Origin of the sequence: Okeania sp. SIO2F5 (assembly GCF_010692685.1) — a bacterium.
In the GTDB taxonomy this organism is placed as follows: domain Bacteria; phylum Cyanobacteriota; class Cyanobacteriia; order Cyanobacteriales; family Microcoleaceae; genus Okeania; species Okeania hirsuta.
Map to the genome: position 1 here is coordinate 1 of NZ_JAAHGU010000039.1, position 25,684 is coordinate 25,684.

At 38.2% G+C, this 25,684-nt stretch carries 7 protein-coding genes; all 7 read left to right on the forward strand.

Translation table 11 applies throughout. The features are described from left to right. Positions 1-2,467: SDR family NAD(P)-dependent oxidoreductase (locus F6K27_RS14855; RefSeq protein ID WP_287300884.1), on the forward strand; the 2,467-nt coding region annotated here is incomplete at its 5' end. Continuing rightward, positions 2,457-6,251, forward strand: coding sequence for a beta-ketoacyl synthase N-terminal-like domain-containing protein (locus tag F6K27_RS14860; protein ID WP_287275950.1), 3,795 nt, complete (start codon positions 2,457-2,459; stop codon positions 6,249-6,251). The genes F6K27_RS14855 and F6K27_RS14860, both read left to right, overlap by 11 nt. A gap of 37 nt (positions 6,252-6,288) precedes the next feature. Beyond that, positions 6,289-7,548 (forward strand): hydroxymethylglutaryl-CoA synthase family protein, encoded by a 1,260-nt coding sequence (locus F6K27_RS14865; protein WP_287275952.1) that lies wholly within the window; start codon positions 6,289-6,291, stop codon positions 7,546-7,548. A gap of 151 nt (positions 7,549-7,699) precedes the next feature. Then, positions 7,700-12,364 (forward strand): polyketide synthase, encoded by a 4,665-nt coding sequence (locus tag F6K27_RS14870; RefSeq protein WP_287275954.1) that lies wholly within the window; start codon positions 7,700-7,702, stop codon positions 12,362-12,364. 10 nt (positions 12,365-12,374) lie between these two features. Beyond that, positions 12,375-17,267: a type I polyketide synthase gene (locus F6K27_RS14875; protein ID WP_287275956.1), complete on the forward strand. Its 4,893-nt coding sequence runs from the start codon at positions 12,375-12,377 to the stop codon at positions 17,265-17,267. 220 nt (positions 17,268-17,487) lie between these two features. After that, the gene (locus F6K27_RS14880; RefSeq protein ID WP_287275958.1) at positions 17,488-21,270 is read left to right on the forward strand and encodes a beta-ketoacyl synthase N-terminal-like domain-containing protein; all 3,783 of its coding nucleotides are present in this window, start codon (positions 17,488-17,490) and stop codon (positions 21,268-21,270) included. A gap of 178 nt (positions 21,271-21,448) precedes the next feature. Beyond that, positions 21,449-25,666 carry an amino acid adenylation domain-containing protein gene (locus F6K27_RS14885; protein ID WP_287275960.1) on the forward strand — a complete coding sequence of 1,406 codons (4,218 nt, stop codon included), beginning with the start codon at positions 21,449-21,451 and terminating at the stop codon, positions 25,664-25,666. Positions 25,667-25,684: the final 18 nt, after the last annotated feature.

Here is a 25,684-nt window from a genome sequence, read left to right on the forward strand (position 1 = left end):
TGTACTTTCAGAGATAGAGGTGACAAATCCCGCATCAGGTAGTTTGTGGGGATTAGGGCAAATCATCAGCCTAGAACACCCAGAACTAAGATGTCAACGCATAGACTACGACAGCAAATCAGAACAGACCCAAACACTGACAGCAGTAGTAGCAGAAATCCAATCACAGAGCTTAGAAAACCAAATATCCATTCGTAATGGAGTCCGTTATGTAGCTAGGCTCGCACAGGAACATAAACAAAGAGACCAACAAAATCAACCCCTCCAATTAAAACTATCAAAATATGGAGTCATAGACAACCTCAACTGGCAACCAATGGAGCGACATTGCCCATCAGGCAACGAAGTAGAAATCCAAGTCGCCACAGTTGGATTAAACTTCCGAGACGTACTCAATGCTCTCGGATTACTCCAAGAATACTACAGGGAAAATTTAGGAATTACCAGTACGGAGCAACTGACTTTTGGGTTTGAATGTGCAGGAACAATTGTAGCAGTCGGAGAAGAAGTATCACAGTGGCAAATTGGAGACGAAGTGATAGCTACAATGATACACGATGGATTCAGCAGTTTTGTGACAGTCAAAGCTGAGTATCTGCTACCCAAACCCCAACAAATGAGCTTCAGTGAAGCAGCAACCCTTTCCACGACATTCCTAACAGCCAATTATGGATTAAAACAGCTAGCCAAAATCCAACCAGGAGAGCGAATCTTAATCCATGCCGCAGCAGGAGGAGTAGGGCAAGCAGCAGTACAAATAGCTCAAGAAGTAGGAGCAGAAATATATGCCACAGCCTCACCCGGAAAATGGGAATTTCTCAAATCACTAGGTATCAAACACATATATAACTCCCGCACACTGAATTGGGCAGAGGAAATGATGGCACAGACAGAAGGAAAAGGAGTAGATGTAGTCCTCAATAGTCTCAATGGAGAGTATATAGACAAAAGTATAGAAGTATTAGCAACAGGAGGCAGATTTGTCGAAATTGGCAAAATCGGAATTTGGTCAACTGAACAAGTTACAGAAAAACGAGCAGATGTAAAGTATTTTCCCTTTGACTTAGGAGAAGTAGTTGAACAACAACCAAATATCATCACTCAACTATCAGCAGAATTAACTCAGCAATGGGACAAGGAGCAACTCAAAGCATTACCTCATAAAGTCTTTTCCAGTACAGAAGTAAGCTCCGCCTTCAGGTATATGCAGCAAGCCCAACATATAGGGAAAGTAGTAGTTTCCATGCCAGAGGTTAAAAATCATCAAATCTCAATCCAACCCGAAGCAAGTTATTTGATTACAGGAGGCTTAGGATCATTAGGATTAGAAGTAGCCCAGTGGATGGTAAAACAGGGAGCTAAACAAATAGTCTTAACAGGGCGTCGAGCGGCAAATGAAACAGCACAAGAGGTTATAGCTGAGTTAGAAGCAGTCGGAACTTCAATCAGTGTGTTATTAGGAGATATTTCTGTGGAGAAAGATGTAGCAGAAATTTTCCAAAAAATGCAGACATTAGCACCACTCAAAGGAGTAATTCATGCTGCGGGAGTATTGGATGATGGGTTAGTGCAAAAGATGAGTACACAACAGTTGACAAAAGTCATGGCCCCCAAGGTGGCAGGCACTTGGAATTTGCATCAGATGACCAAAGAATTAGAATTAGATTTCTTTGTCTGTTTTTCTTCTATGGCTTCAATATTAGGAAATGCAAGTCAAGGAAATTATGCAGCCGCCAATGGATTTATGGATGCGGTAGCTAAATATCGTCGTGGTTTAGGATTACCAGGGTTAAGTATCAACTGGGGAGCATGGGCATCTGGGGGTATGGCAGTGCGTTTGGAGACTCAGCTTCAGAATCGCTTAGAAAGTAGTGGAATCAGGACAATTCAACCAGAGCAAGGGATGGAGGCATTGGAGAGCTTGTTATCAGGCTCTCAAGGCCAAGTAGGAGTGTTTCCGGTGAATTGGTCACAGTTTTTAACAGTACCTGGTATGCAGAAAATGCCATTGTTGTCAGAGTTGATTTCGACTCAACCATCAGTGCCTCAAAAATCGGGATTGTTAGAAAAATTAGAAGCTATAGCGATTAGCGAGAGGATGGAGTTATTTACAACTCACATTCGCTCAATGATAGCCCAAACTTTAGGACTCAAAGATGGGCAAAAGTTGGAAAGGCGTCAACCATTGTTTGATTTAGGATTAGATTCTTTGATGGCAGTGGAGTTAAAAAATAGGTTAGAGTTAACTTTACAGACAAGTTTAAGTTCTACACTGTTATTTGATTATCCTACCCTGGAAGCATTAGTAGAACATTTAGCTGATGTTATTCCTCTTGAGTTTTCTGTAACAGATAACTCCGATAAAAGTAATAACATGTCTCGTTTTGAAGAAATGTCTGAAGACCAAATGTTTGGCTTACTTGCTCAAACACTCGAATCTATAGGAGGTAAAAAAATTGATAAATAACAGTACAAGTACTCAGACACAAGACTACAAAGCTTTAGTGGGAAATGCTATTCTTCAGATAGAAGCTTTAAAGTCAGAATTAGAAGCTATCAAAAATCCGAAAAAGGAACCCATAGCTATCATTGGCATGAGTTGTCGTCTCCCTGGAGGAGTCGATTCTCCTGAAGCATTCTGGCAATTGCTCAATCAAGGAATAGATGCTATATCTGAAGTCCCCCAACAGAAATGGAACATTGATGAATACTATGACCCCAACCCCGATACTCCAGGCAAAATTATCACTCGCTATGGTGGTTTCCTCTCCCAAGTAGAGCAGTTTGATGCACCATTTTTCGGCATTTCTCCCCGAGAAGCTCAAAGCTTAGACCCACAACAAAGGTTATTGCTAGAAGTCAGTTGGGAAGCAATAGAAAGAGCAAATCTATTACCAGAAAAACTTTTCAAGACTCAGACAGGAGTCTTTATTGGTATCTGCAGCAGTGATTACTCAGAACAGCTAGCTCATTCGAGCACACCAGAAGCTTATTGGGGTACAGGCAACGCTTTGAGTGTAGCCGCCGGACGTTTATCATATTTATTAGGATTTAAAGGGCCTTCTTTATCCGTAGATACAGCTTGCTCTTCCTCCTTGGTATCTGTACATTTAGCTTGTCAAAGTCTGAGAAATCAGGAATCAGAGCTGGCCTTAGCTGGTGGTGTGAATTTGTTGTTATCTCCTAAAAATAGTATTGTATTTTCTCAAGCAGGAATGTTATCTCCTGATGGTCGATGTAAAACTTTTGATGCTGATGCTAACGGTTATGTAAGAGCTGAAGGATGTGGAGTTATTATCTTGAAACGACTTTCTGATGCTGTAGCCCATGGGGATAATATCCTGGCAGTGATTCGTGGAAGTGCCATAAACCAAGATGGAGCGAGTGGAGGATTGACTGTACCAAATGGTCCATCTCAACAAGCAGTAATTCGTCAAGCATTAGAAAATGGAGGAGTAGAGCCAGGGAGTGTAAGTTATATAGAAGCTCATGGTACAGGGACATCCTTGGGAGACCCCATAGAAGTAGGAGCAGTAGGAGAAGTATTTAAAAAGACTCACACTCAAGACAAACCTGTAATTATGGGTTCATTGAAGACAAATATTGGTCACACCGAAGGAGCAGCAGGGATAGCAGGTTTAATGAAAGTAGTATTGCAATTGCAGCATCAACAGATAGTACCTTCGTTACATTTTCATCAACCGAACCCTTATATAAATTGGGAAGAATTACCTGTAGAAGTTTCAACTCAGCTCATGTCTTGGCCCGAACATCGTATGTCTCGTGTGGCGGGTGTGAGTTCTTTTGGTTTTAGTGGCACTAATGCTCATGTAGTTTTAGAAGAAACTTCGATGGAACTACAGAATAAATATAGCCGAGAACCTGCATCTATAACAGGAACTGAAGAGAATATAGAACGTTCGCTGCATATATTAACTGTGTCAGCAAAAACAGAAAAAGCATTGAGTGATTTAGTCAAGAGTTATCAAAATTATCTACAAGCAACAAATAATGAAAGGAAGCTAGCTGATATATGTTATACAGCCAATACATCAAGAGCTAAGTTTGATTATAGATTAGCAATTATTGCCTCAAACCGACAAGAATTGGTAGAAAAACTGCAACAGTACAAACAAGGAGAGTTAGTAGCTGGTATCTACTCAGGAGAAGTAACAGACGACAGCAGCACCCCTAAAGTAGCCTTCTTATTCACAGGGCAAGGGTCTCAATACGTAAAAATGGGCAGGCAGTTGTATGAAACAACACCCCTTTTCCGAGCTGCTATGAACCAATGTGATGAAATTCTCAGCTCTGAACTAGAAGAGTCTGTGTTAGACATTCTGTATAAAGATAACAATGATTCCCAAGCATCTCTACTCAACCAAACGGGTTATACTCAACCGATAATATTTGCTGTTGAATATGCCCTATTTAAATTATGGGAATCTTGGGGAATTAAACCAAGTATAGTAATGGGTCACAGTGTAGGAGAAATAGTTGCAGCAACAGTAGCTGGAGTATGGAGTCTAGAAGATGGTCTGAAACTAATAGCAGCCAGAGGCAGATTGATGCAAAACTTACCATCCGGTGGAGAAATGGTATCATTAATGGCATCAGAATCAGTAGTGAGTCAATATATCACTCCAGAGAGTGAAGTAGCAATAGCAGCAATCAATGGACCTGAAAGTACAGTTATTTCTGGAGCATCCATTGCCATCAAAGGAATAGTAAATCAACTAGAAGCCAAGGGCATCAAAACTAAACAACTAGAAGTATCCCACGCCTTCCATTCACCATTAATGGAACCGATGTTGTCTGAATTTGAGGCCGTGGCCAATCAACTGACCTACAATCAACCTCAAATCCCAATCATTTCCAATGTGACAGGAACAATAGCAGATGAGAGTATTGCTTCAGCCAATTATTGGGTAAATCATATCCGTCAACCAGTAAGATTTGCTCAAGGAATAGAAACATTAAACCAACAAGGTGCTGAAATATTCTTAGAAATTGGACCAAAACCTATATTGTTAGGTATGGGTCGTGAGTGTCTCATGGGATCAAAAAAACTATGGTTGCCAAGTTTACGTTTGGGCAAACCAGATTGGTTACAAATGTTGCAAAGTTTAGGGGAATTGTATATACGATCAATACAAATTGATTGGTTAGGATTTTATAAGGATTATTCGTGTAATAAGGTAGAGTTACCAACATATCCTTGGCAACGAAAAAGCTATTGGATTAAAAATATTCCTAACAACAAACTTAGTAAAAGTTTATCCGAACCACAATTATTAAAAACCCAAACACAAAGAAATCGAGAAAGAGGGCAGAAAGTCAAGATTGAATTATTAAATCTAGATTCAATGTCTGTAGCCAAATCATCACCAACAAGCTTTGTGAAGCAACAAACAAATACTGAAATTTCAGATTTTCAGCAAACAAATACTGAAGTTTCAAATTTTCAGCCTTTAGTAACTAGGCAGAACTTAGATTTTAATGAAATTAAAGAAACCCTGAAACAAAAGTTAGCTGATGCTATGTATCTAGAGCCAAGCGAAATAATAGAAAATAAAAAATTTATCGACTTGGGATTAGATTCTATTGTAGGAGTTGAATGGATTAATAGTATTAATAAACATTATGGATTGAATATTAAAGTAACTAAAGTTTATAATTATCCTACTGTGTTGGAATTTACACGATATATCGCTCAAGAGTTGTCAAGCCAGAAAAAAGTTCCTGTGGACACTCCTCAAATTTTACTGAAAACAGAACCATCTGAATCTAAGGCTGAGGTAAATTTGTCAGAAATTAAAGAAACCCTGAAACAAAAGTTAGCTGATGCTATGTATCTAGAGCCAAGCGAAATAATAGAAAATAAAAAATTTATCGACTTGGGATTAGATTCTATTGTGGGAGTTGAATGGATTAATAGTATTAATAAACATTATGGATTGAATATTAAAGTAACTAAAGTTTATAATTATCCTACTATATTAAAACTGGCAGAATATATCAAGCAAGAAATTGATTCTGATAATTCTACCGCTGTTCCCGTTAAACAAGAATTGCCCAAAAATCCAGTTGCGGATTCATTGACTCAAAACATGGATTCCTCTAGTGAATTACAAGAAAGTTTGATGCAAGAATTAGATTCAATACTTGAATGGGTAGCGAAAAAAGAGTTGTCTACTAAAGTAGCAAATCAAATGATTGAAAAATTAAAACAAAAAGCTCGTGCCAATTAATTAATATTATTTAATTTATTTATGAGGAGTTAAAGTGATGGAACAAGTAGGAATTGAAGCACTAAATGTATATGGAGGAATAGCTAAATTAGATATACGAATGCTAGCACAAGCACGTCAATTAGATATGACTCGCTTCGATAACTTAATGATGAAAGAGAAAACTGTGGCTATGCCTTATGAAGACCCTGTTTCTTATGCAGTTAATGCTGCTAAACCAATCATAGATGGCTTGAGCGACTCAGAGAAAAAATCTATAGAAATGGTAGTGACTTGTAGTGAGTCTGGTATTGATTTTGGTAAATCTATGAGTACCTATATTCACGATTATTTGGGGTTAAGTCGCGGTTGTCGGATGTTTGAAGTTAAGCAAGCTTGCTATTCGGGTACCGCAGGTTTGCAGATAGGATTGAACTTTATTTTATCCCAAACATCTCCAGGAGCTAAAGCTTTAGTAATAGCAACTGACATATCTCGTTTCTCAATTGTAGAAGGAGGGGAAGCTTTAAGCGAAGATTTGTCTTTTGCTGAACCTAGTAATGGTGCAGGAGCAGTGGCAATTCTAGTTAGCGATATTCCTAAAATTTTTCAAGTTGATGTAGGTTGCAATGGTTACTATGGTTATGAAGTCATGGATACTTGTAGACCAAATCCAGATTCAGAAGCAGGAGATGCAGATTTATCACTTCTTTCTTATTTAGATTGTTGTGAAAATGCTTACCTAGAATATCAAGAGCGAGTAAAAGGAGTTGACTACCAAAAAACTTTTAATTACTTGAGTTTTCATACACCTTTTGGTGGTATGGTAAAAGGGGCGCATAGAAGTATGATGCGTAAAATGAAAAAGGCTAAACCAGTTGAGATTGAGGAAGATTTTCAAAGAAGGGTGATGCCTGGATTAGTTTATTGTCAACAAGTAGGTAATATTATGGGAGCAACTGTACTTTTATCTCTAGCTAGCACTATTGACAATGGAGAATTCGATAAACCTCGACGGATTGGGATGTTTTCTTATGGTTCTGGTTGTTGTTCAGAATTTTATAGTGGGTTTGTGACTCCAGAAGGAAAGCAAAGTCAAGCTCAACAGGGAATTTCTGCACAGTTGGCACAGCGCCATTCTTTAAGTTGGAATGAATACGAACATTTACTTTATAAAAGTAGTGTAGTTGCTTTTGGAACCAGAAATGTGACTTTAGACTATCAACTTTTCCCTGAAGTCTGGAAACAGATAGAAGGTAAAGGTAGATTAGTTTTGAAACAAATTAAGGAATTTCATCGAGAGTATGAATGGGTCTAAGTTGTGTAGATTTACACTACATAGGAATTATTAGAGTAATAAGGCAAAATTAAAAGTTTTAAATAACGTCATATATGATAGCAGAAAACAAAATGGAAGCTTGACACAATCAATTTAGAATTCTTATATTTATATAGAAAACATCAACTTTATGATAAATCGTATAATAACAGACACAGAAATAGTAAGACTTGTAGAGTTAGAGAAAGGGATTGTCCAAATTGTGATGCAAGATGAGGAAAATCACAATGTCCTTTCTGAGAAATTGATGGCAGAATTGTTTCAATGTTTCCAAATAGTTAGCAATAATTCTACCTATAAAGTGGTTATATTAACAGGAACTAATCGTTATTTTTCTACTGGTGGTACTCAGGAACAATTAATGTCAATTTTTAGAGCGGAAATTGAATGTACCGATGGTTTTGAAATATTGAGTTTGCCATTAAAATGTCCGATCCCAGTTATTGCTGCTATGGAAGGTCACGCATTAGGAGGAGGTTTAGCTCTTGGCTTATATGCAGATTTTTTGGTGCTGAGTCGAGAAAGTTATTATGCTAGTAATTTTATGAAATATGGTTTTACTCCAGGGGTAGGAGTAACATATATGTTGCCTAAGAAACTAGGAGTAGAATTAGGGCAAGAAATGACGTTTACAGCCAGAAACTATAGCGGTCAAGAACTAGCAGATCGAGGTATTCCTTTTCCAGTTATGCCAAGAAAAGAAGTGCTAAATTATGCACAACAAATCGCTAGTGAACTGGCAGAAAAGCCGAGGTTATCTTTAGTAACTTTAAAAGAAAATTATATCTCAGAACTTAAAGAAAAGTTACCTTTGGTGGTCAAAAAAGAACTAGAAATGCACCAAATAACCTTTCATCAACCAGAGGTTGAAAATAGGATTAAGATAAATTATGATCGATTAAAACTTAACAGTACATCAAATGTGACAGAAATTAGTCGGGAGATAGATAGTGATTTGATATCTCAAGGACAGACGATTCAACATCAACAGGAAAATTTATTAAATAGATTACAATTAGGTGAAGTTTCTTTAGAGAATACCAAGGAACTATTTAGGGTAATTATTGGAGGAGAAAAAACTCTCAAGAATATAACAAAATCCAAGAAAACTAACAGGATAAATACAGAAAATTCAGAGGATATATTATCTTTATTAAGTTCGGGAAAAATGTCTTTAGACAATGCTAAGAACATTTTCCGAGCAGAAATTGCAGAACTAAAGTCGAAAAAAGATAGGGTTCTGTCTACCTCAACTGATATAACTAAATCCCGGAAAACTAATAGGATAAATACAGAAAATTCAGAGGATGTATTATCTTTGCTAAGTACAGGAAAAATGTCTTTAGATAATGCTAAGAACATTTTCCGGTCAGAAATTGCAGAACTAAAGTCGAAAAAAGATAGGGTTCTGTCTACTTCAATTGATAATACAGATATAGCAATTGTTGGAATGTCATGTCGATACCCAGGTGCAAGAAACTGGAAAGAATTTTGGGACAATTTAAAGAATGGAGTTGACAGTGTAACAGAAGTTCCTATCGGAAGATGGGAAGAAAAAAACTGGTTTCATCCAGATCCAGAGCATCCAGGTACTTCCTATTCAAAATGTGCTGGTTTTTTAGATGAAGTTGAAAAATTTGACCCTTTATTCTTTCAAATTTCTCCCGATGAAGCTCAGTTTATGGAGCCTCAACAAAGAATATTTTTAGAAGAAGCTTATCATGCTATAGAGGATGCAGGATATGCTACTGATTCTCTCAAAGGTAAACAATATGGAGTGTTTGTTGGAGCATCAACAAATTGTGATTATAGCAAGTTATTGTCAATTTCTGGATTAGATACCAATAGAATGGCACTGACAGGAAATATTCTGTCCGTTATACCAGCAAGAATTGCCTATTTACTTGACTTGCGCGGGCCAGTAGTAGCTATTGATACGGCTTGCTCGTCGTCATTGGTAGCTGTTCATCAAGCTTGTGAAAGTATACAAAGGGGAGAGAGCGAAATGGCGATCGCTGGAGGTATTACTGTTATGTCAACAGCAGACTTGCAAATAGTAACGAGCCAGTTTCAAATGGTGTCTCCTGAAGGACGTTGTAAAACTTTTGATGCTTCAGCGTCAGGTACAGTTTGGAGCGAAGGTTGTGGTGTTGTCTTATTAAAAAGATACGATCAAGCGATTCAAGATAACGACCATATATATGGAGTTATCAAGGCAACAGGAGTTAATTATGATGGTAATACTAACGGTATTAGTGCCCCTAGTAGTCAGTCTCAAGCCAGTTTAGAAGAAGCAGTTTATCAGAAATTTGGCATTAACCCAGAAACTATTAGTTATGTGGAAGCTCACGGTACAGCAACACCTCTGGGAGATCCAATAGAAGTAGAAGCTTTAACAGAAACATTTTCTAAGTGGACAAACAAGAAACAGTTTTGTGCGATCGGATCGGTAAAGACTAATATTGGTCATTCCGCTGCTGCTGCCGGAGTTTCTGGTTTAATCAAGACAATTTTGTGTCTCAAAAACCAGAAGTTAGTTCCTTCGTTACATTTTAATCAAGCAAACCCACATATTGATTTTGAAAATAGCCCATTTTATGTCAATACAGAATTGAAAAATTGGGAAGCACTTCAAGACAAACCAAGGCGAGCTGCGGTTAGCTCTTTTGGTTTTAGTGGCACTAATGCTCATGTAGTTGTAGAAGAAACACCTTATGAATTTAGAATTCTGAATTCAGAATTTAGAAGTGATAATGATAGCGTGACTCTTCTACAAGAGGCAGATAATTTAGAACGTTCGTTGCATTTATTAACTCTCTCAGCAAAAACAGAAAAAGCTCTTTCTGAGTTGGTTGTTAGTTATCAAAATTATCTAAGGGAAGAAAATAATGACAGTGAGTTAGCAGATATTTGCTACACAGCTAATACCGGACGTACTAACTTTAACCACAGACTAGCATTCATTGCCTCCAACCAACAAGAACTAGAAGAAAAACTCCTACAATACAAAGCGGGTGAGGAAGTAGTAGGAATCTGTTCTGGAAAACTGCCTAATGAGAGTGCTAAACCTAAAATCGCCTTTTTATTCACAGGTCAAGGTTCTCAATACGTGAATATGGGGAGGCAACTTTATAAGGAATCATCAGTATTCCGAGAAGCTATTAATAAATGTGACGAAATCTTAGGTAAACTTCATACAACCTCCCTACTAGAAATTCTCTATTCTGAAGACAAAGACGCATCCAACTCATTTCTATTAAGTCAAACTGCTTATACCCAACCAGCCATTTTTGCTATAGAATATGCTCTAGCACAACTATGGCAATCCTGGGGAGTAAAACCACAGCTAGTTATGGGTCATAGTGTGGGCGAATATGTAGCAGCAACAGTTGCAGGAATTTTCAGTTTAGAAGATGGTTTGAAACTGATTGCCGAGCGAGGACGGTTGATGCAAGAGTTACCTCCGGGTGGTGAGATGTTTGCTGTAATGGCATCAGAGTCAAGAGTTCAAACATTGATAGCTCGATATCCCGAAATAGCTATTGCAGCTATAAATGGACCTGAGAGCACAGTTATTTCTGGAGAGTCAACTACACTCAGAGCTGTTGTTAGTAGCTTAGAAGCTGAGGGAATCAAAACCAAACAACTAGAGGTATCCCACGCTTTCCATTCACCATTAATGGAACCTATGTTGGCAGAGTTTGAAGTAGTAGCTAATCAACTTACATACAATGAACCCAAAATATTAGTAATATCCAATCTTACAGGAACAATAGTAGACGATAGTATTGCTTTAACTGCTACCTCACCCGAAAGCAAAGGTGAGGTGTCAGCAAAGAGATGGGTAAATCATGTACGTCAACCAGTGCGGTTTGCTCAAGGGATGGAAACTTTGCACAAACAAGGTGCTGAAATATTCCTAGAAATTGGACCCAAACCAATATTATTAGGGATGGGAAGGCGGTGTTTGCCAGAAGATGTAGGTGTGTGGTTGCCATCATTACGTCCTGGAGTAGACGAATGGCAACAGATGTTGTCTAGTTTAGGAGAGTTGTATGTACGAGGAGCTAAAATAGACTGGGTAGGAGTGGACAAAGATTATACTCACCAGAAAGTAACATTGCCAACTTATCCATTTCAACGACAACGGTATTGGGTGGAAACAGCAATTGTTGATTCCTCCGATAATACCCAAAGTATGATGGCTTCTGGTGACCGTCAAAATACTGTTCAAAGCTTAATTAATTATTTGAAAACAACTGCGGAATTTTCTGATTCAGAATTACAATTATTTGATAAAATAGAAAAGATATTAGAAAATAATTCTGTGACGCAAGTAGAGGATTTAGAAAAACTAAAAACGGATTCAGAATTGGTCCATATTTTAGAGAAAACTCCTCAACAAGAACGTCAACCTTTTTTAATTAATTACTTACAAAATCAAATTGCTACTTTTTTAAAATGGCCATCTTCACAACTACCAGACCCAGAAATAGGTTTTTTTGAAATGGGTATGGATTCGTTGATGATTATAGAGTTAAAGAAAAGACTGGAAAAAATATTGTTAGTTACTCTGTCTGATACTTTAGCTTTTAATTACCCTAATATCTCATCTTTATCTAGTTATATACTTGAAGATTTATTGGGGTACGCTAAAACAGAAAATAAAGAAATCACACAAACAGAAAATAATAATACTATCGACGATTTTTCACAAATAGAAGAGTTGTCAGAAGATGAATTAGAAGATTCAATCCTTCAAGAAATTCTAGAAGTAGAAACACTTTTAAAATAAATTAAAATAAATGGATAATTTGTCAAAAGAAACCCAAGACTTATCTTCATCTAAACGACTATTGCTATTAGTCAAGCAATTACGGTCAAAAGTTGAAGAATTTAAAAATACAGAAAAAGAACCGATCGCGATTGTTGGTATGGGATGTCGATTTCCTGGAGGTGCAAATAACCCTGGAGCTTTCTGGGAATTATTGCGTAGAGGGAAAGATGCCGCTATAGAAGTACCACCTGAACGATGGGATATTGATTCTTACTACCATCCTGACCCTGGAACTTTTGGTAAGATGTATGTCCGTAAGATCAACTTTTTACATGAAGAAATAGATAAATTTGATGCTGATTTTTTTGGTATTGCTCCCAAAGAAGCAGTTAAGATGGACCCTCAACAAAGGTTATTATTAGAAGTCTCTTGGGAAGCATTAGAAAATGCAGGTATTGCTCCCAAAAAACAGATGGGTAGTTGTAATGGAGTATTTATCGGGATTAATACATCTGACTATATGATGCTACAGATAGATTCATCTACATCTAATGGAAATGGCTTAGGAGCTTATTTCTTTACAGGCAATACTCCTAGTGTGGCAGCAGGTCGTCTATCTTATTATCTGGGTTGGCAAGGCCCTGCAATGGCAGTAGATACAGCTTGTTCTTCTTCTCTAGTGGCAACTCATCTCGCTTGTAAAAGTTTGCGTGCTGGAGAATGTAAGCTAGCCATTGCTGGAGGAGTAAATTTAATTATTTCTCCCTACGGAAGCGTAATTTTATCTCAGATGCAGGCGCTATCTGCTGACGGTCGTTGCAAAACTTTTGATGCAGCAGCAGATGGTTATGGGCGGGGTGAGGGCTGTGGAATAGTGGTCTTGAAGCGACTATCTGATGCCGTCTCAGATAATGACAATATTCTAGCAGTTATTCGTGGTTCCGCAGTCAATCACGATGGACGTAGCAGTGGGTTAACTGTTCCCAATGGTTTAGCTCAACAAAAAGTGATTCGTGCTGCTTTAGCCAACGCTGATGTTGCACCGCACCAAGTTAGTTATGCGGAACTTCATGGAACAGGTACTTCTCTGGGAGACCCGATAGAAGTAGAAGCTTTGGGAGAAGTATTAAACTCGGAGCGAACTCCCGATCTACCTTTAACAATAGCTTCTGTCAAAACTAATATTGGGCATTTAGAAGCAGCAGCAGGAATAGCAAGTTTAATCAAAACTGTGCTAGTAATGCAGCATCAGGAAATTCCAGCTCACTTACATTTAAACAAGCCAAACCCTGCTATTGCTTGGGAAAAACTGCCCGTGACGGTTCCCACCAAATTAACTCCCTGGCAGGTAAATAACGATGAACAACGTTTTGCCGGAATAAGTTCTTTTGGCATGAGTGGTACTAATGCTCATGTAGTAGTAGGAGAAGTACCTTCAGAAGTCAGACTTCTGAATTCAGGAGTCAGAAGTGAAGATTATTTAGAACGTCCGCTACACTTATTAACTCTGTCAGCAAAAACAGAGGATGCTCTCAAAGAGCTAACAGAGAGATATGAAAATTATTTAGAAACTAATGTAGGAACGTCCTTACCAGATATCTGTTTTACAGCTAATACAGGACGTAATCATTTTCCTCATCGACTAGCTTTAATAGGGAATTCATCAACAGAAATAGCCGAAAAACTAGCTGTTATCAACTCTTTCGATGAACCATTGTCGTCGAATGCTCGACCTAAAGTAGCATTTTTGTTCACTGGGCAAGGTTCCCAATACATCTATATGGGGCGAGAGTTGTATGACACTCAACCTATATTCCGCAAAGTCTTGGAACGCTGCGATGAAATTCTCCGGCCATATTTACAAAAACCACTCCTAGAAGTATTGTATCCATCTCAAGCAGAAGCCAATCCCTCTACCCCGCAGGAGGTAGGTTTAGAGAAAGAGCTTGATGAAACAGCTTACACCCAACCTGCCCTATTTGCTATAGAATATGCTCTCGCTGAGTTATGGAAGTCTTGGGGTATACAGCCAGATATAGTCATGGGGCATAGTGTAGGTGAATATGTTGCTGCTTGTGTAGCAGGAGTATTCAGTTTAGAAGACGGGCTAAAATTGATTGCCGAACGGGGACGACTAATGCAGGCGTTGCCGAAAAATGGCAAAATGGTCGCAATATTTGCCTCGGAAGAGCAAGTACGGGCGACTATATCATCATCTAGTTTTGACCAAGTTTCTATTGCAGCTATTAACGGTCAGAATAACATAGTTATTTCTGGGGAAGCGACAGCAGTAGAAACTGTGGTATCTCAACTAGAGAAACAGGGGTTAGAAACCAGACAGTTAAATGTTTCTCATGGTTTCCATTCTCCATTAATGGAGCCAATGTTAGATGATTTTGCTAAAGTCGCATCAGAAGTTCAGTATTCATCCCCAAGTATTAAACTTATTTCTAATTTGACTGGCAAGTTAGTAGAGGAAAATCAAGTTTGTCAAGCTCGTTATTGGTGTCAGCACATTCGGGAAGCAGTACAGTTTTCTGCAAGTATGGAAACTTTGCACCGAGAAGGATACAAATTTTTTCTAGAAATTGGTCCTCATCCTGTTCTCTTGGGAATGGGGCGCAGGTGTTTGCCAGAGGAGACAGGGATGTGGTTGCCTTCATTGCGGAACAAAATATCTGATTGGCAGCAGTTATTGACTAGCTTGAGTGAATTGTATGTTCGAGGGGTTGAGGTAGACTGGGATGGGTTTGATGCAGGTTATTCTCGTCAACGTTTACAACTACCGACTTATCCATTTCAGAGAGAACGGTATTGGATAGAAGAAGGAAGAAGGAAGAAAGAAGAAGGAAGAAGTCAAGACAAGGAACTGTCGAAAAAATCCGATCTTTCTGATTTGTTTTATCAGGTGGAGTGGGAGGAAAAGGCGCTGGCAAATGCTAGTTTGCCAACAAACCTTACTCCCGGAACTTGGTTAATATTTGCCGAATCAAATGGGCGTTTATGGGAAAACCTAGTAGATTTGTTAGAGAAACGCGGGCAGACTTGTATTGTTGTGTTTGCTGGGGAAGAACGTTGGTCTATCGCCCTCAAAGGTGAACGAGAAATGCGGCGAGTTAATCCGGCACAACTTCAAGATTTTCAAAATTTAATAGATATACTGTTGACGACCGAGTTGCCACCATGCAAAGGAATAGTACATTTGTGGAGTTTGGAAACTACTTCAACTGCTGAGACTACAATTGAATCTTTAGAAAAAGACCAACTGAGAAATGCTGGTAGCATTCTCCATTTAGTCCAAGCTTTGACTAAAGGAGTAACATCTAATTTACCTAAATTATGGATGGTTACTCAAGATGCTCAACCTATTGAATTCAAAAGTCAAAAGCGAGTGCGTAATTCTGAGGTTTCCTCAGAATGTAAGACGCACTCAAGACATTCAAAAGTCAAAAATGAGAAGGAAATAGAAGTTACTCAAGCTCCTTTGTTGGGATTAGGGCGAGTTTTGGCAAGTGAACATCCAGAAGTTTTTGGTGGGTTGATAGATTTAACTTCTGATGAATCAGCAGATGTGGCAAGTATAGCATCGACGTTATTGGCAGAAATTTTGCATCCAGATGGGGAGACAGAAATCGGAATTCGAGGAAATAAACGTTATGTACCTCGGTTGACAAAATCTCAAGTTTCTGCTGCTACCAACAAAATAGATATGCGTTCTGATGCTACTTATCTAATCACAGGTGGTAGTGGTGCTTTAGGATTAACATTTGCTAAGTGGATGGTAGAAAATGGGGCGCGAAATTTAGTTTTAGTGGGACGTAAAGAAGTTTCCGAATTTGCCAAAGAACGTATTGCAAAAATGGAAACAATGGGTGCTAAGATAATTTTAGCAAGGGGCGATATTTCTCTGGAAAATGACGTACAAAAAATTATTAATGATATTGCTCAGTCGCTGCCACCCTTGCGTGGTATAATGCACCTAGCAGGAGTCTTAGATGATGGTGTGTTGCAAAAACAAAATTGGCAACGTTTTGCTAAAGTTATGGCTCCTAAAGTAAAAGGTGGGTGGAATATTCACTGTTATACCCAGGATTTACCCTTAGACTTTTTCGTATGTTTTTCTTCTATAGCATCAGTTTTAGGTTCTCCCGGTCAAGGAAATTATGTGGCGGCCAATAGTTATTTGGATGCTCTTACCCACTACCGACAGTCGAAGGGATTACCTAGTTTGACTGTTAACTGGGGTCCTTGGAGTGAAGGTGGTATGGCGGCTCTTGTGGACGATAAAAATGAACAACGTTGGAAAGCTTTGGGGATTAAAGCTATATCAAAGTTAGAAGGAATAGATATTTGGGAACAAATACAAAAATCCTTGCAATTCCCACCTCAAGTTAGTATACTACCTATTGACTGGTCAAAATTTTTCCAACAGTTTATGGGTGGGATGGAACCGCCTTTGCTATCAAGAATAGCTCAAGAAAACCAGTCGTCAATTCAACCACAGCAGGAACAAATTGCTCAAAAATTAAAAGATGTACCTGCCAAAAAACAAAAGGCTATTTTAATTACTGCTATTCAGGAGGAAGTAGCTGCTACCTTGGCTACAGATAAAGTATATCAACCCCAGACTGGCTTTTTTGAAATGGGTATGGATTCCTTGATGGCTTTAGAGTTCAGGAATCGCTTGCAAAATCTTACTGGTCATTCATTTCCTTCTACCTTAACCTTTGAGTATCCCAATATTGAAGCGATCGCTGACTACCTACTACAAGAGGTATTATGTTTAGAATCATCCATTGATTCTACTCAAGATACAACTATAGACCAGAAAAAAGAGTGGGAAGAAGAAGCTAAACAGTTATCAGAAGCAGAATTATCAGCACTTATTGACCAGGAATTAAAAGCATTAAGCAGTTCGTAGACACAAGTAGGGGGTTTGGTTATTTCAGTTATCAGTACCTCCGTCTGAAACCAGAAGCTTGAAACACTGAATCGAATATTTTTTTGATACCCTAGGGGTTTGGAGACCAAACCCCCTACCAAAAACTACCAAATTTTATTGCATAAAATTTTCAATTACTATCTACTGAGTACTCAAAAAAACTACTGACTACTGACTACTGACTACTCAAAAAAGACTTATGAACACAACTTCCCAAAACACAGAAGAATTATCTCCTTTACAGCGAGCGTTTGTCACCATCAAGGAATTGCGCTCTAGATTAGACGCAGTGGAAACTGCTACTACAGAACCCATAGCTATTATCGGTACGGGGTGTAGATTTCCAGGTGGGGCAAATGACCCTGAATCATTCTGGGAAATATTGCGTGATGGGGTGGATACTATTCAGGAAGTTCCTAGCAATAGGTGGAATGTTGATGCTTACTATGATCCCACTCCAGAGACTCCAGGTAAAACCTATACTCGTAACGGAGGATTTTTAAGCAAAATTGATGAGTTTGATGCTGAGTTCTTTGGACTCCATCCCCGCGAAGTCACTAGCATGGACCCCCAGCAGAGATTATTATTAGAAGTTAGTTGGGAAACATTAGAAAATGCTGGGATTGCACCAGAAAAACTTACGGGTAGCAAGAGCGGAGTATTTTTAGGCATTAGCGTCAACGAATACGGTCAACAAGCTTTATTTAATAGTCCTACAGATATTGATGTTTATGCAGCAACAGGAAATGCTTTGAGTGTAGCAGCAGGTCGTTTATCTTACAGTTTAGGTTGGCAAGGTCCAGCAATGGTAGTTGAGACTGCCTGTTCGTCGTCCCTACTAGCAGTACATTTAGCTTGTCAAAGTTTGCGTGCTAAGGAGTGTAACCTTGCTGTTGCAGGTGGGGTGTATTTAATGGTGTCGCCCCAGACAACTATTGCTATGTCAAAACTTCAAGCTTTGTCTCCTGATGGTCGGTGCAAAACTTTTGATGCTGCTGCTGATGGTTATGGTAGGGGTGAAGGGTGTGGAATGGTACTACTGAAACGCTTGTCTGATGCTATTAATGACGAGGACAATATTCTGGCAGTGATTCGGGGTTCGGCAGTTAACCAAGATGGTCGCAGTAGTGGTTTAACAGTTCCCAATGCTAAAGCACAACAAGAAGTTATTAGAACAGCATTAGAAAATGCCAGAGTCGAACCCGGGGATATTAGTTATGTGGAAGCTCACGGTACGGGAACATCTTTAGGAGATCCTCTTGAAGTTAAAGCTTTGACAGAAGTTTTGCGGGGCAAAAATATAGAAGCACCAGCACTAATGTTAGGTTCGGTGAAAACTAATATTGGTCATTTGGAAGCAGGAGCAGGAATTGCTAGTTTGATCAAAGTAGTATTGGCAATGCAGCATGGAGAAATACCGCCCCATCTAAATCTTACTCAACTAAATCCACATATTTCTGAAGTTGGTATTGCTATAAATATTCCTACTGAATTGACTCCTTGGTTGCCAACAAAAGATGGAAAGCTGTTCGCTGGAGTTAGTTCTTTTGCTTTTAGTGGTACTAATTCTCATTTGATTTTGGAGTCATTCGATCAAGTCAAAAGTCAAAAGTCAAAAGTCAAAAATGAAGGAGAATTAGAACGTCCTTTACACTTGTTAACTGTATCAGGAAAAACTGAGACTGCTCTCAAAGAGTTAAAAAATAGATATCAAAAATATTTAGAAGCTCATCCAGAAGTAGAACTAGCAGATATATGTTTTACCTCTAATACAGGGCGTTCTCATTTTTCTTATCGCCTTGCTGTAGTAGGAGAGTCATCAGCAGAAATTCTTCAACAACTTGTTAATATTGAAATTCCTGCTGAGTCTACAGTGAAACCTAAGATAGCATTTTTATTCTCTGGTGTTGATTCCCAATACATCAATATGGGAAGGCAGCTTTTTGATACTCAACCAATATTCCGCAAAACATTAGAGCGTTGTGATGAAATTATTCAACCTTACTTCAAAGAATCATTACTACAAATATTGTACCCAGAGGTTGAAGAAGTCACAAGTAAAGATTTAGACGAAACATACAGTAAAATTGCTTTATTCTCTATAGAATATGCTCTTGCTGAGTTATGGAAATCTTGGGGGATAGAACCCGATGTAGTAATGGGAGAAGATGTAGGGGAATATGTGGCTGCTTGTGTAGCAGGGGTATTTAGTTTAGAAGATGCACTGAAACTGATCGCCAAACAGCAAATGCCGTCAGAAATAAATTACTCTCCTCCAAGTATCGGTTTTATTTCCCACATGACAGGAAAATTGGCTACACGAGGAGAAATAGCAACTCCTGACTATTGGCAACAGGAAACTCAAAACCAGATAAATTTTTCTGCCAACATCGAAACTCTGTCCGCAGATGGACAAAATTTATTTTTGGAAATAAGTCCTAACCCTATTTTTATCAACATGGCAAAACAGCAATCATTAGAAAATTTAGGGACTTGGTTGCCTTCGTTGGAGAAAACACAAAGTGACTGGCAAGTATTATTGTCTAGTCTGGCAAAACTGTATCGACTAGGTGCAGATATTGACTGGTCAGGATTTGACCGTGATTATCAACGGCAACGCCTACAGTTACCTACTTATCCATTCCAGCGACAACGTTATTGGATTAATAAAACTCAAAATCACAGTACGACAACTCTTGGTGCCAAAATTTCCCATCCCTTATTAGATAAACGACTATACTCACCTTTGGCAGAGATTCAGTTTGAATCACAGTTTACATTAGATAGACTACCACTGGTAAATGACCATCGCATAGATGGAATGCCAGTAATGAATCTTGTGATTTATCTGGAAATGGTTGTAGCTGCTGTTCAAGAAGCTTTTGGCAAGTTATCCTATCATTTTGAGGATATCAGTATTTCTCAAGCATTAATTATGCCAGAGAATGGACTTCGTACTGTGCAGATAATTTTAAGTTCTCAAAGTGAAGATCAAGTATCTTTTAAAATTTTCAGTTTGCCAACAGAAACTGATTTGACAAATTGGGTACTTAATGCTTCGGGAAAGGTTTGCTTTGATAGCAAAACTCCGGTAGAAACAAAGTTATCAACAATTACTCTCGAAAATTATCCAGAAAAAATACCTAGTTCCGAATTTTACTCAACAATGATGGAGAAAATGGGAGTTAAGTTAGGCAAAAGCTGTCAGTTACTAGATACAGTGTGGCGAAAAGATGGGGAGGCGATCGCTAAAATTCAACTCCCAGAAAATCCAGATAGCTATAAAAATTATCTACTTCCACTAGGAGATATTGATGCTTGGATACAAACCTTACCTTTTTGTTATCCAGGAGAACTTTCAGGTATGGAATTACTTGTAGAAATAGAAAAATTTGAGTTTTATGGTTATTCTGGGCAACAACTTTGGGCAAAAGCAAAACTAGAACTAAATGAAAACAATGAACAAATAACTCAAGGTAATCTTTGGCTATTTGATGATACAGAAACAGTAATTGGAAAGATTACTAATGCTAAGTTAAAGCAGATCAATTTTGAAACTCTGCGACGTGCTGCAAATGTAGCTCCTTTGAAGAAAGCTAAACTTAGTAATACTGGTATTAAACCACGTCATCAAAGTAAGATATCTCCCGAACAAGTTTTTGCTACTTCAGGGAAAGAGCGCTCCCTTGTATTAGAAAAATATATAATAGAAGAATTAGCTGTATCACTACAGTTAAACCCTAGTAAAATTAATTCACAAGAACCATTAGCTACTATGATTGACTCATTAATGGCATCGGAACTTAGAAGTCGTATTGAAACCGATCTACAAGTACGATTACCAATGGAAGATTTTATAGGAGAAAATAATATAGCTAAGTTAGCTTCAGCTATACTAGAAAAATTAAATTTAGCAAACTTAACATCATCAAAACCATTATCTAAGGATATAAGTGAAGATATAGAGGAAATTGTTTTATGAGTACATAAAAATTTTTCACCTAAATTTATCAAACTAAGCAAGATGCTAGTAGAAGCATCAAACAAAAAAAACTCTTTCAAAGACAGTATAAAAAAATAAAACTGATTAAAAATTAGTCAAAGAAAAAATTATAAAACTATAGGGCTAAAGCCAAATTATAAACTAACTTCAAAATAAAATGACTGTAAACGAACTATTAAACGAACTTTCAGAAAACGGGGTAAAATTGTGGGTTGATGGCGAACAATTACGCATCCAGGCAGCCAAAGGTTTAATGACTCCCGAACGACGAGAAATAATTTCCGAACATAAAGCAGAAATTATTGAGCGGTTACAACAAAACGAAATAGGAGCTAGTGTTAGTTATTTACCAACGATAACTCCTCAACCAGAGCAACGCTATGAACCTTTCCCACTTACAGATATTCAATATGCTTATTGGGTAGGGCGCATGGGAGTTTTGGAATTGGGTGATGTTGCCAATCATGGTTATTATGAACTGGAAAGAGTGGGTTTAAAGATAGATCGTCTCAACCAGGCGCTAAACCAATTAATTCAACGTCACGATATGTTGCGCTCAGTTGTATTACCGGAAGGATTGCAAAAAGTTTTTGAAGAAGTACCACCGTATGAAATATCAACTCTAGATTTGAGAGGGAAAGACGATGATTTTGTGCAGGCGCAGATAGACGAAATCAGAAATATCCTGTCTCATCAAGTTTTGCCTACGGATAAATGGCCTCTGTTTGAATTTAGAGCTACTCTTCTAGATGGAGAACGCCTCAGACTACATTTCAGCTATGATGTTCAGATATTTGATGGCTGGAGCATGATGCTCCTTTTTAAGGAGTGGATGGAACTTTATCAGAATCCAGAAAGTCTCCTACCTGCACTGGAAATTACATTCCGAGACTGTGTTTTAGCTGAAGAAAAACTTCAAAACACTGAACTTTTTAAGCGATCGCAACAATATTGGTTAAATCGAATTGATAGTTTGCCTCCAGCACCAGAAATACCTCTAGTAAAAAATCCAAGTTCTCTCAAAAATTATCAATGTCAGCGATTTAGTGGCCAGCTGAGTCCGGAAACCTGGCAAAATTTAAAACAACGGGGGGGTGAAGTTGGTTTAACTCCCTCTGGTATTTTGTTAGCAGCATTTGCTGAAGTGCTGACTTTATGGGGTAAAAGTCCGAAATTTACCGTGAATGTTGCCCTGTTAAATCGCCTTCCTTTACATCCCCAGGTTAACGACATACTAGGAGATTTCACTTCCGTTAACCTCTTGGCGGTAGATAATTCAGGAACTGAAACATTTACTAATAGAGCATTACGGTTACAGAGACAATTATGGCAAGATTTAGAGCATCGCTATTTTAGTGGAGTGCGAGTCATGCGAGAAATAAATCGCAGACAAGGAGGAAATCCTGTTGCTATGCCAATTGTTTTTACTAGCGCTATAGGCCAAGAAAATTATGTAGATAAATTTGGTGAGTTAGTTTATGCCATCAGTCAAGCTTCTCAGGTGTGGATGGATCATCAAGTCACCGAACATAATGGAAAATTAGTTTTTAACTGGGATGTAGTAATAGATTTGTTCCCAGAAGGATTAATTGACGATATGTTTGGAGCTTATTGCAATCTGCTCGAATGTATGGCTAAATCTGATGAAATTTGGAGTGAGACAAGTAGAGAATACTTAATGCCTGCAAACCAATTATTACAAAGGGCAGAAGTTAATACTACAGAGATGCCAATTTCTGAGGCAACTTTATATAGTTTGTTTGTACAGCAAGCTAAAATACGCGGAAATGAAATTGCTGTAATTTCAGGCGAGCGCTCTCTGACTTACAATGAATTATACAAATTGTCAACACATTTAGGCGAAAAGTTGCAGTATTTGGGAGCTGTACCCAATCGACTAATAGCAATAGTCATGGAAAAAGGATGGGAGCAAGTAGTTGCCACTTTAGGAATTTTAGCTTCTGGAGCTGCTTATCTGCCAATTAGTGCCAAAGAGCCAAAAGAAAGGTTGCAATATTTGTTAGAAAATAGCGATGTAGAAATTGTACTTACCCAATCTTACCTAACAGATATTGTCTTGCCTAATAATGTTAAACGTATTGATGTCGATACTTTTAACCCATCTATAGATGAACCTGATAACTTAAAGATTAGTGCAACCCCAGATAATTTAGCTTATGTTATTTACACCTCCGGTTCGACTGGTTTGCCGAAGGGAGTAACCATCGACCATCGAGGTGCAGTTAATACCATTCTAGATATTAATCAACGCTTTGGTGTAGAGCCATCTGACCGGATACTAGCAGTATCAGCTTTGAACTTTGACCTTTCAGTATACGATATCTTTGGTGTACTTGCTGCTGGCGCGAGTATGGTCATACCATCGGCAACAGGAACAAAAGATCCGTCTGAGTGGATAGAGTTAATAGAGACTCATGGAATCACTCTCTGGAATTCTGTGCCTGCCCTAATGCAAATGTTGGTAGAATATGTATCTGCTAGAACGGAAATAGTATCATCTTCATTACGTCTAGCTTTGTTGAGTGGAGATTGGTTGCCATTAAGCTTGCCACCAGAAATTAAATCTGTATGGCCAGATATCAAGGTAATTAGTTTAGGGGGAGCAACTGAAGCCTCAATTTGGTCAATTTACTATCCTATTGAGACAATTAATCCAGATTGGAAAAGTGTTCCTTATGGTAAACCCTTATTGAATCAACGTTTTTATGTGTTGGATGACTGCATGGAAACGAGACCAGTTTTCGTACCTGGGCAACTCTACATTGGAGGTGTGGGATTAGCTGTCGGTTATTGGAAAAATGAGCAAAAAACACAAGCTAGTTTTATAACTCATCCGAAAACTCAAGAGCGATTATACAAAACAGGAGACTTAGGCAGATATTTACCTGATGGCAATATAGAGTTTTTAGGCAGAGAAGATTTTCAGGTAAAAATTAACGGTCATCGGATTGAATTAGGCGAAATAGAGGCAGCATTGAAACGCTATCCTGGAATCAAGGAAGTTGTGATTAGTGTTTTCGGAGAAGAGCAGCATAAAAAAGGATTAGTAGCTTATGTTGTTTTCAACCAGGAATTAGCATCATCTCAAAATGCAGCAGAAGCTTATCAACCCTCTCAACAGGAAGGAGTGTTGACAGACCCTTTAGAGCGTATAGAATTTAAGCTCAAGCAGCCTGGGTTAGAGCAGTTAGAATCTTCTATTACCAGTGTAGAATTACCAGAAACTGAAGTAGACGAAAATCTGATGCAGGCTTATTTGGAACGCCAAAGTTATCGAGAGTTTTTATATCACCCACTTTCTTTGAAGCAGTTGAGCAAGTTTTTAAGTTGTCTGCAACAAATGAAACTGAATGATTATCCTCTACCAAAATATCGTTATCCTTCAGCGGGTAATCTCTATCCAGTTCAGACTTACTTGTTCATCAAACCTAACCGAGTGGAAGGTCTCGAAGGAGGTTTATATTATTATCATCCTGCTGACCATCGTTTGATGTTGCTTAGTAGCACCAGTGAAATTGATGGTAAAATTTATGGTGGTAATCAACCAATTTTTGAACAATCTGCTTTTTCAATATTTTTGATTGGGAAATTAGATGCCATATCTCCAATGTATGGAGAATTAGCCAAGGATTTCAGTTTGTTGGAAGCAGGTCATATCGGTCAATTACTGATGAGTAGCGCACCAAAACAAGAGATTGGTTTGTGCCCTGTTGGTCATGTAGAATTTGATGAATTACAAGATTTATTAAAGTTGAAGTCAAGTCAAGTTTTGCTTTATAGTTTTGTGGGTGGAAAAATAGATTTAGCTCAGACCAAGCAATGGTTTAAGTCTAAAGCTGCTCCTGGCACTCGTTCTCTTTCTGTGGAACTGCGGGAGTATTTACAAGATAAATTGCCTAAATATATGGTGCCTGCTGAATATATTACTCTGGAGACTTTGCCTTTAACTGCTAATGGTAAAATTGATCGGCGATCGCTCCCTCAACCACAAATAAATTTACTCGGAAAAGATGCTAATTATGCGCCACCTCAAACAAAAATTGAGCATACTGTTGTGAAAATATGGGAAGAGGTTTTAGGTTTAGAAAAGGTGGGAGTTAATGATAACTTTTTTGACATAGGTGGCAACTCTTTACAAGTAACTAAAATTTATAACAAACTCCGAGAAGTATTACCAAATGAATCAGAAAATATTTCTTTGGTAGATATTTTTAATTATGCTACGATTGCAAAATTATCAGAGCAATTAAGTCAGAATTCAACAGAAGAAAAAGATGACCAATTAAAAGCTAAAATTCAAGCAGGTAAAGATAGGATGAAAGCTAGATTCAAAAAAACGAAGGCTACTAAATAATGTAGTTTTATTTAGGTT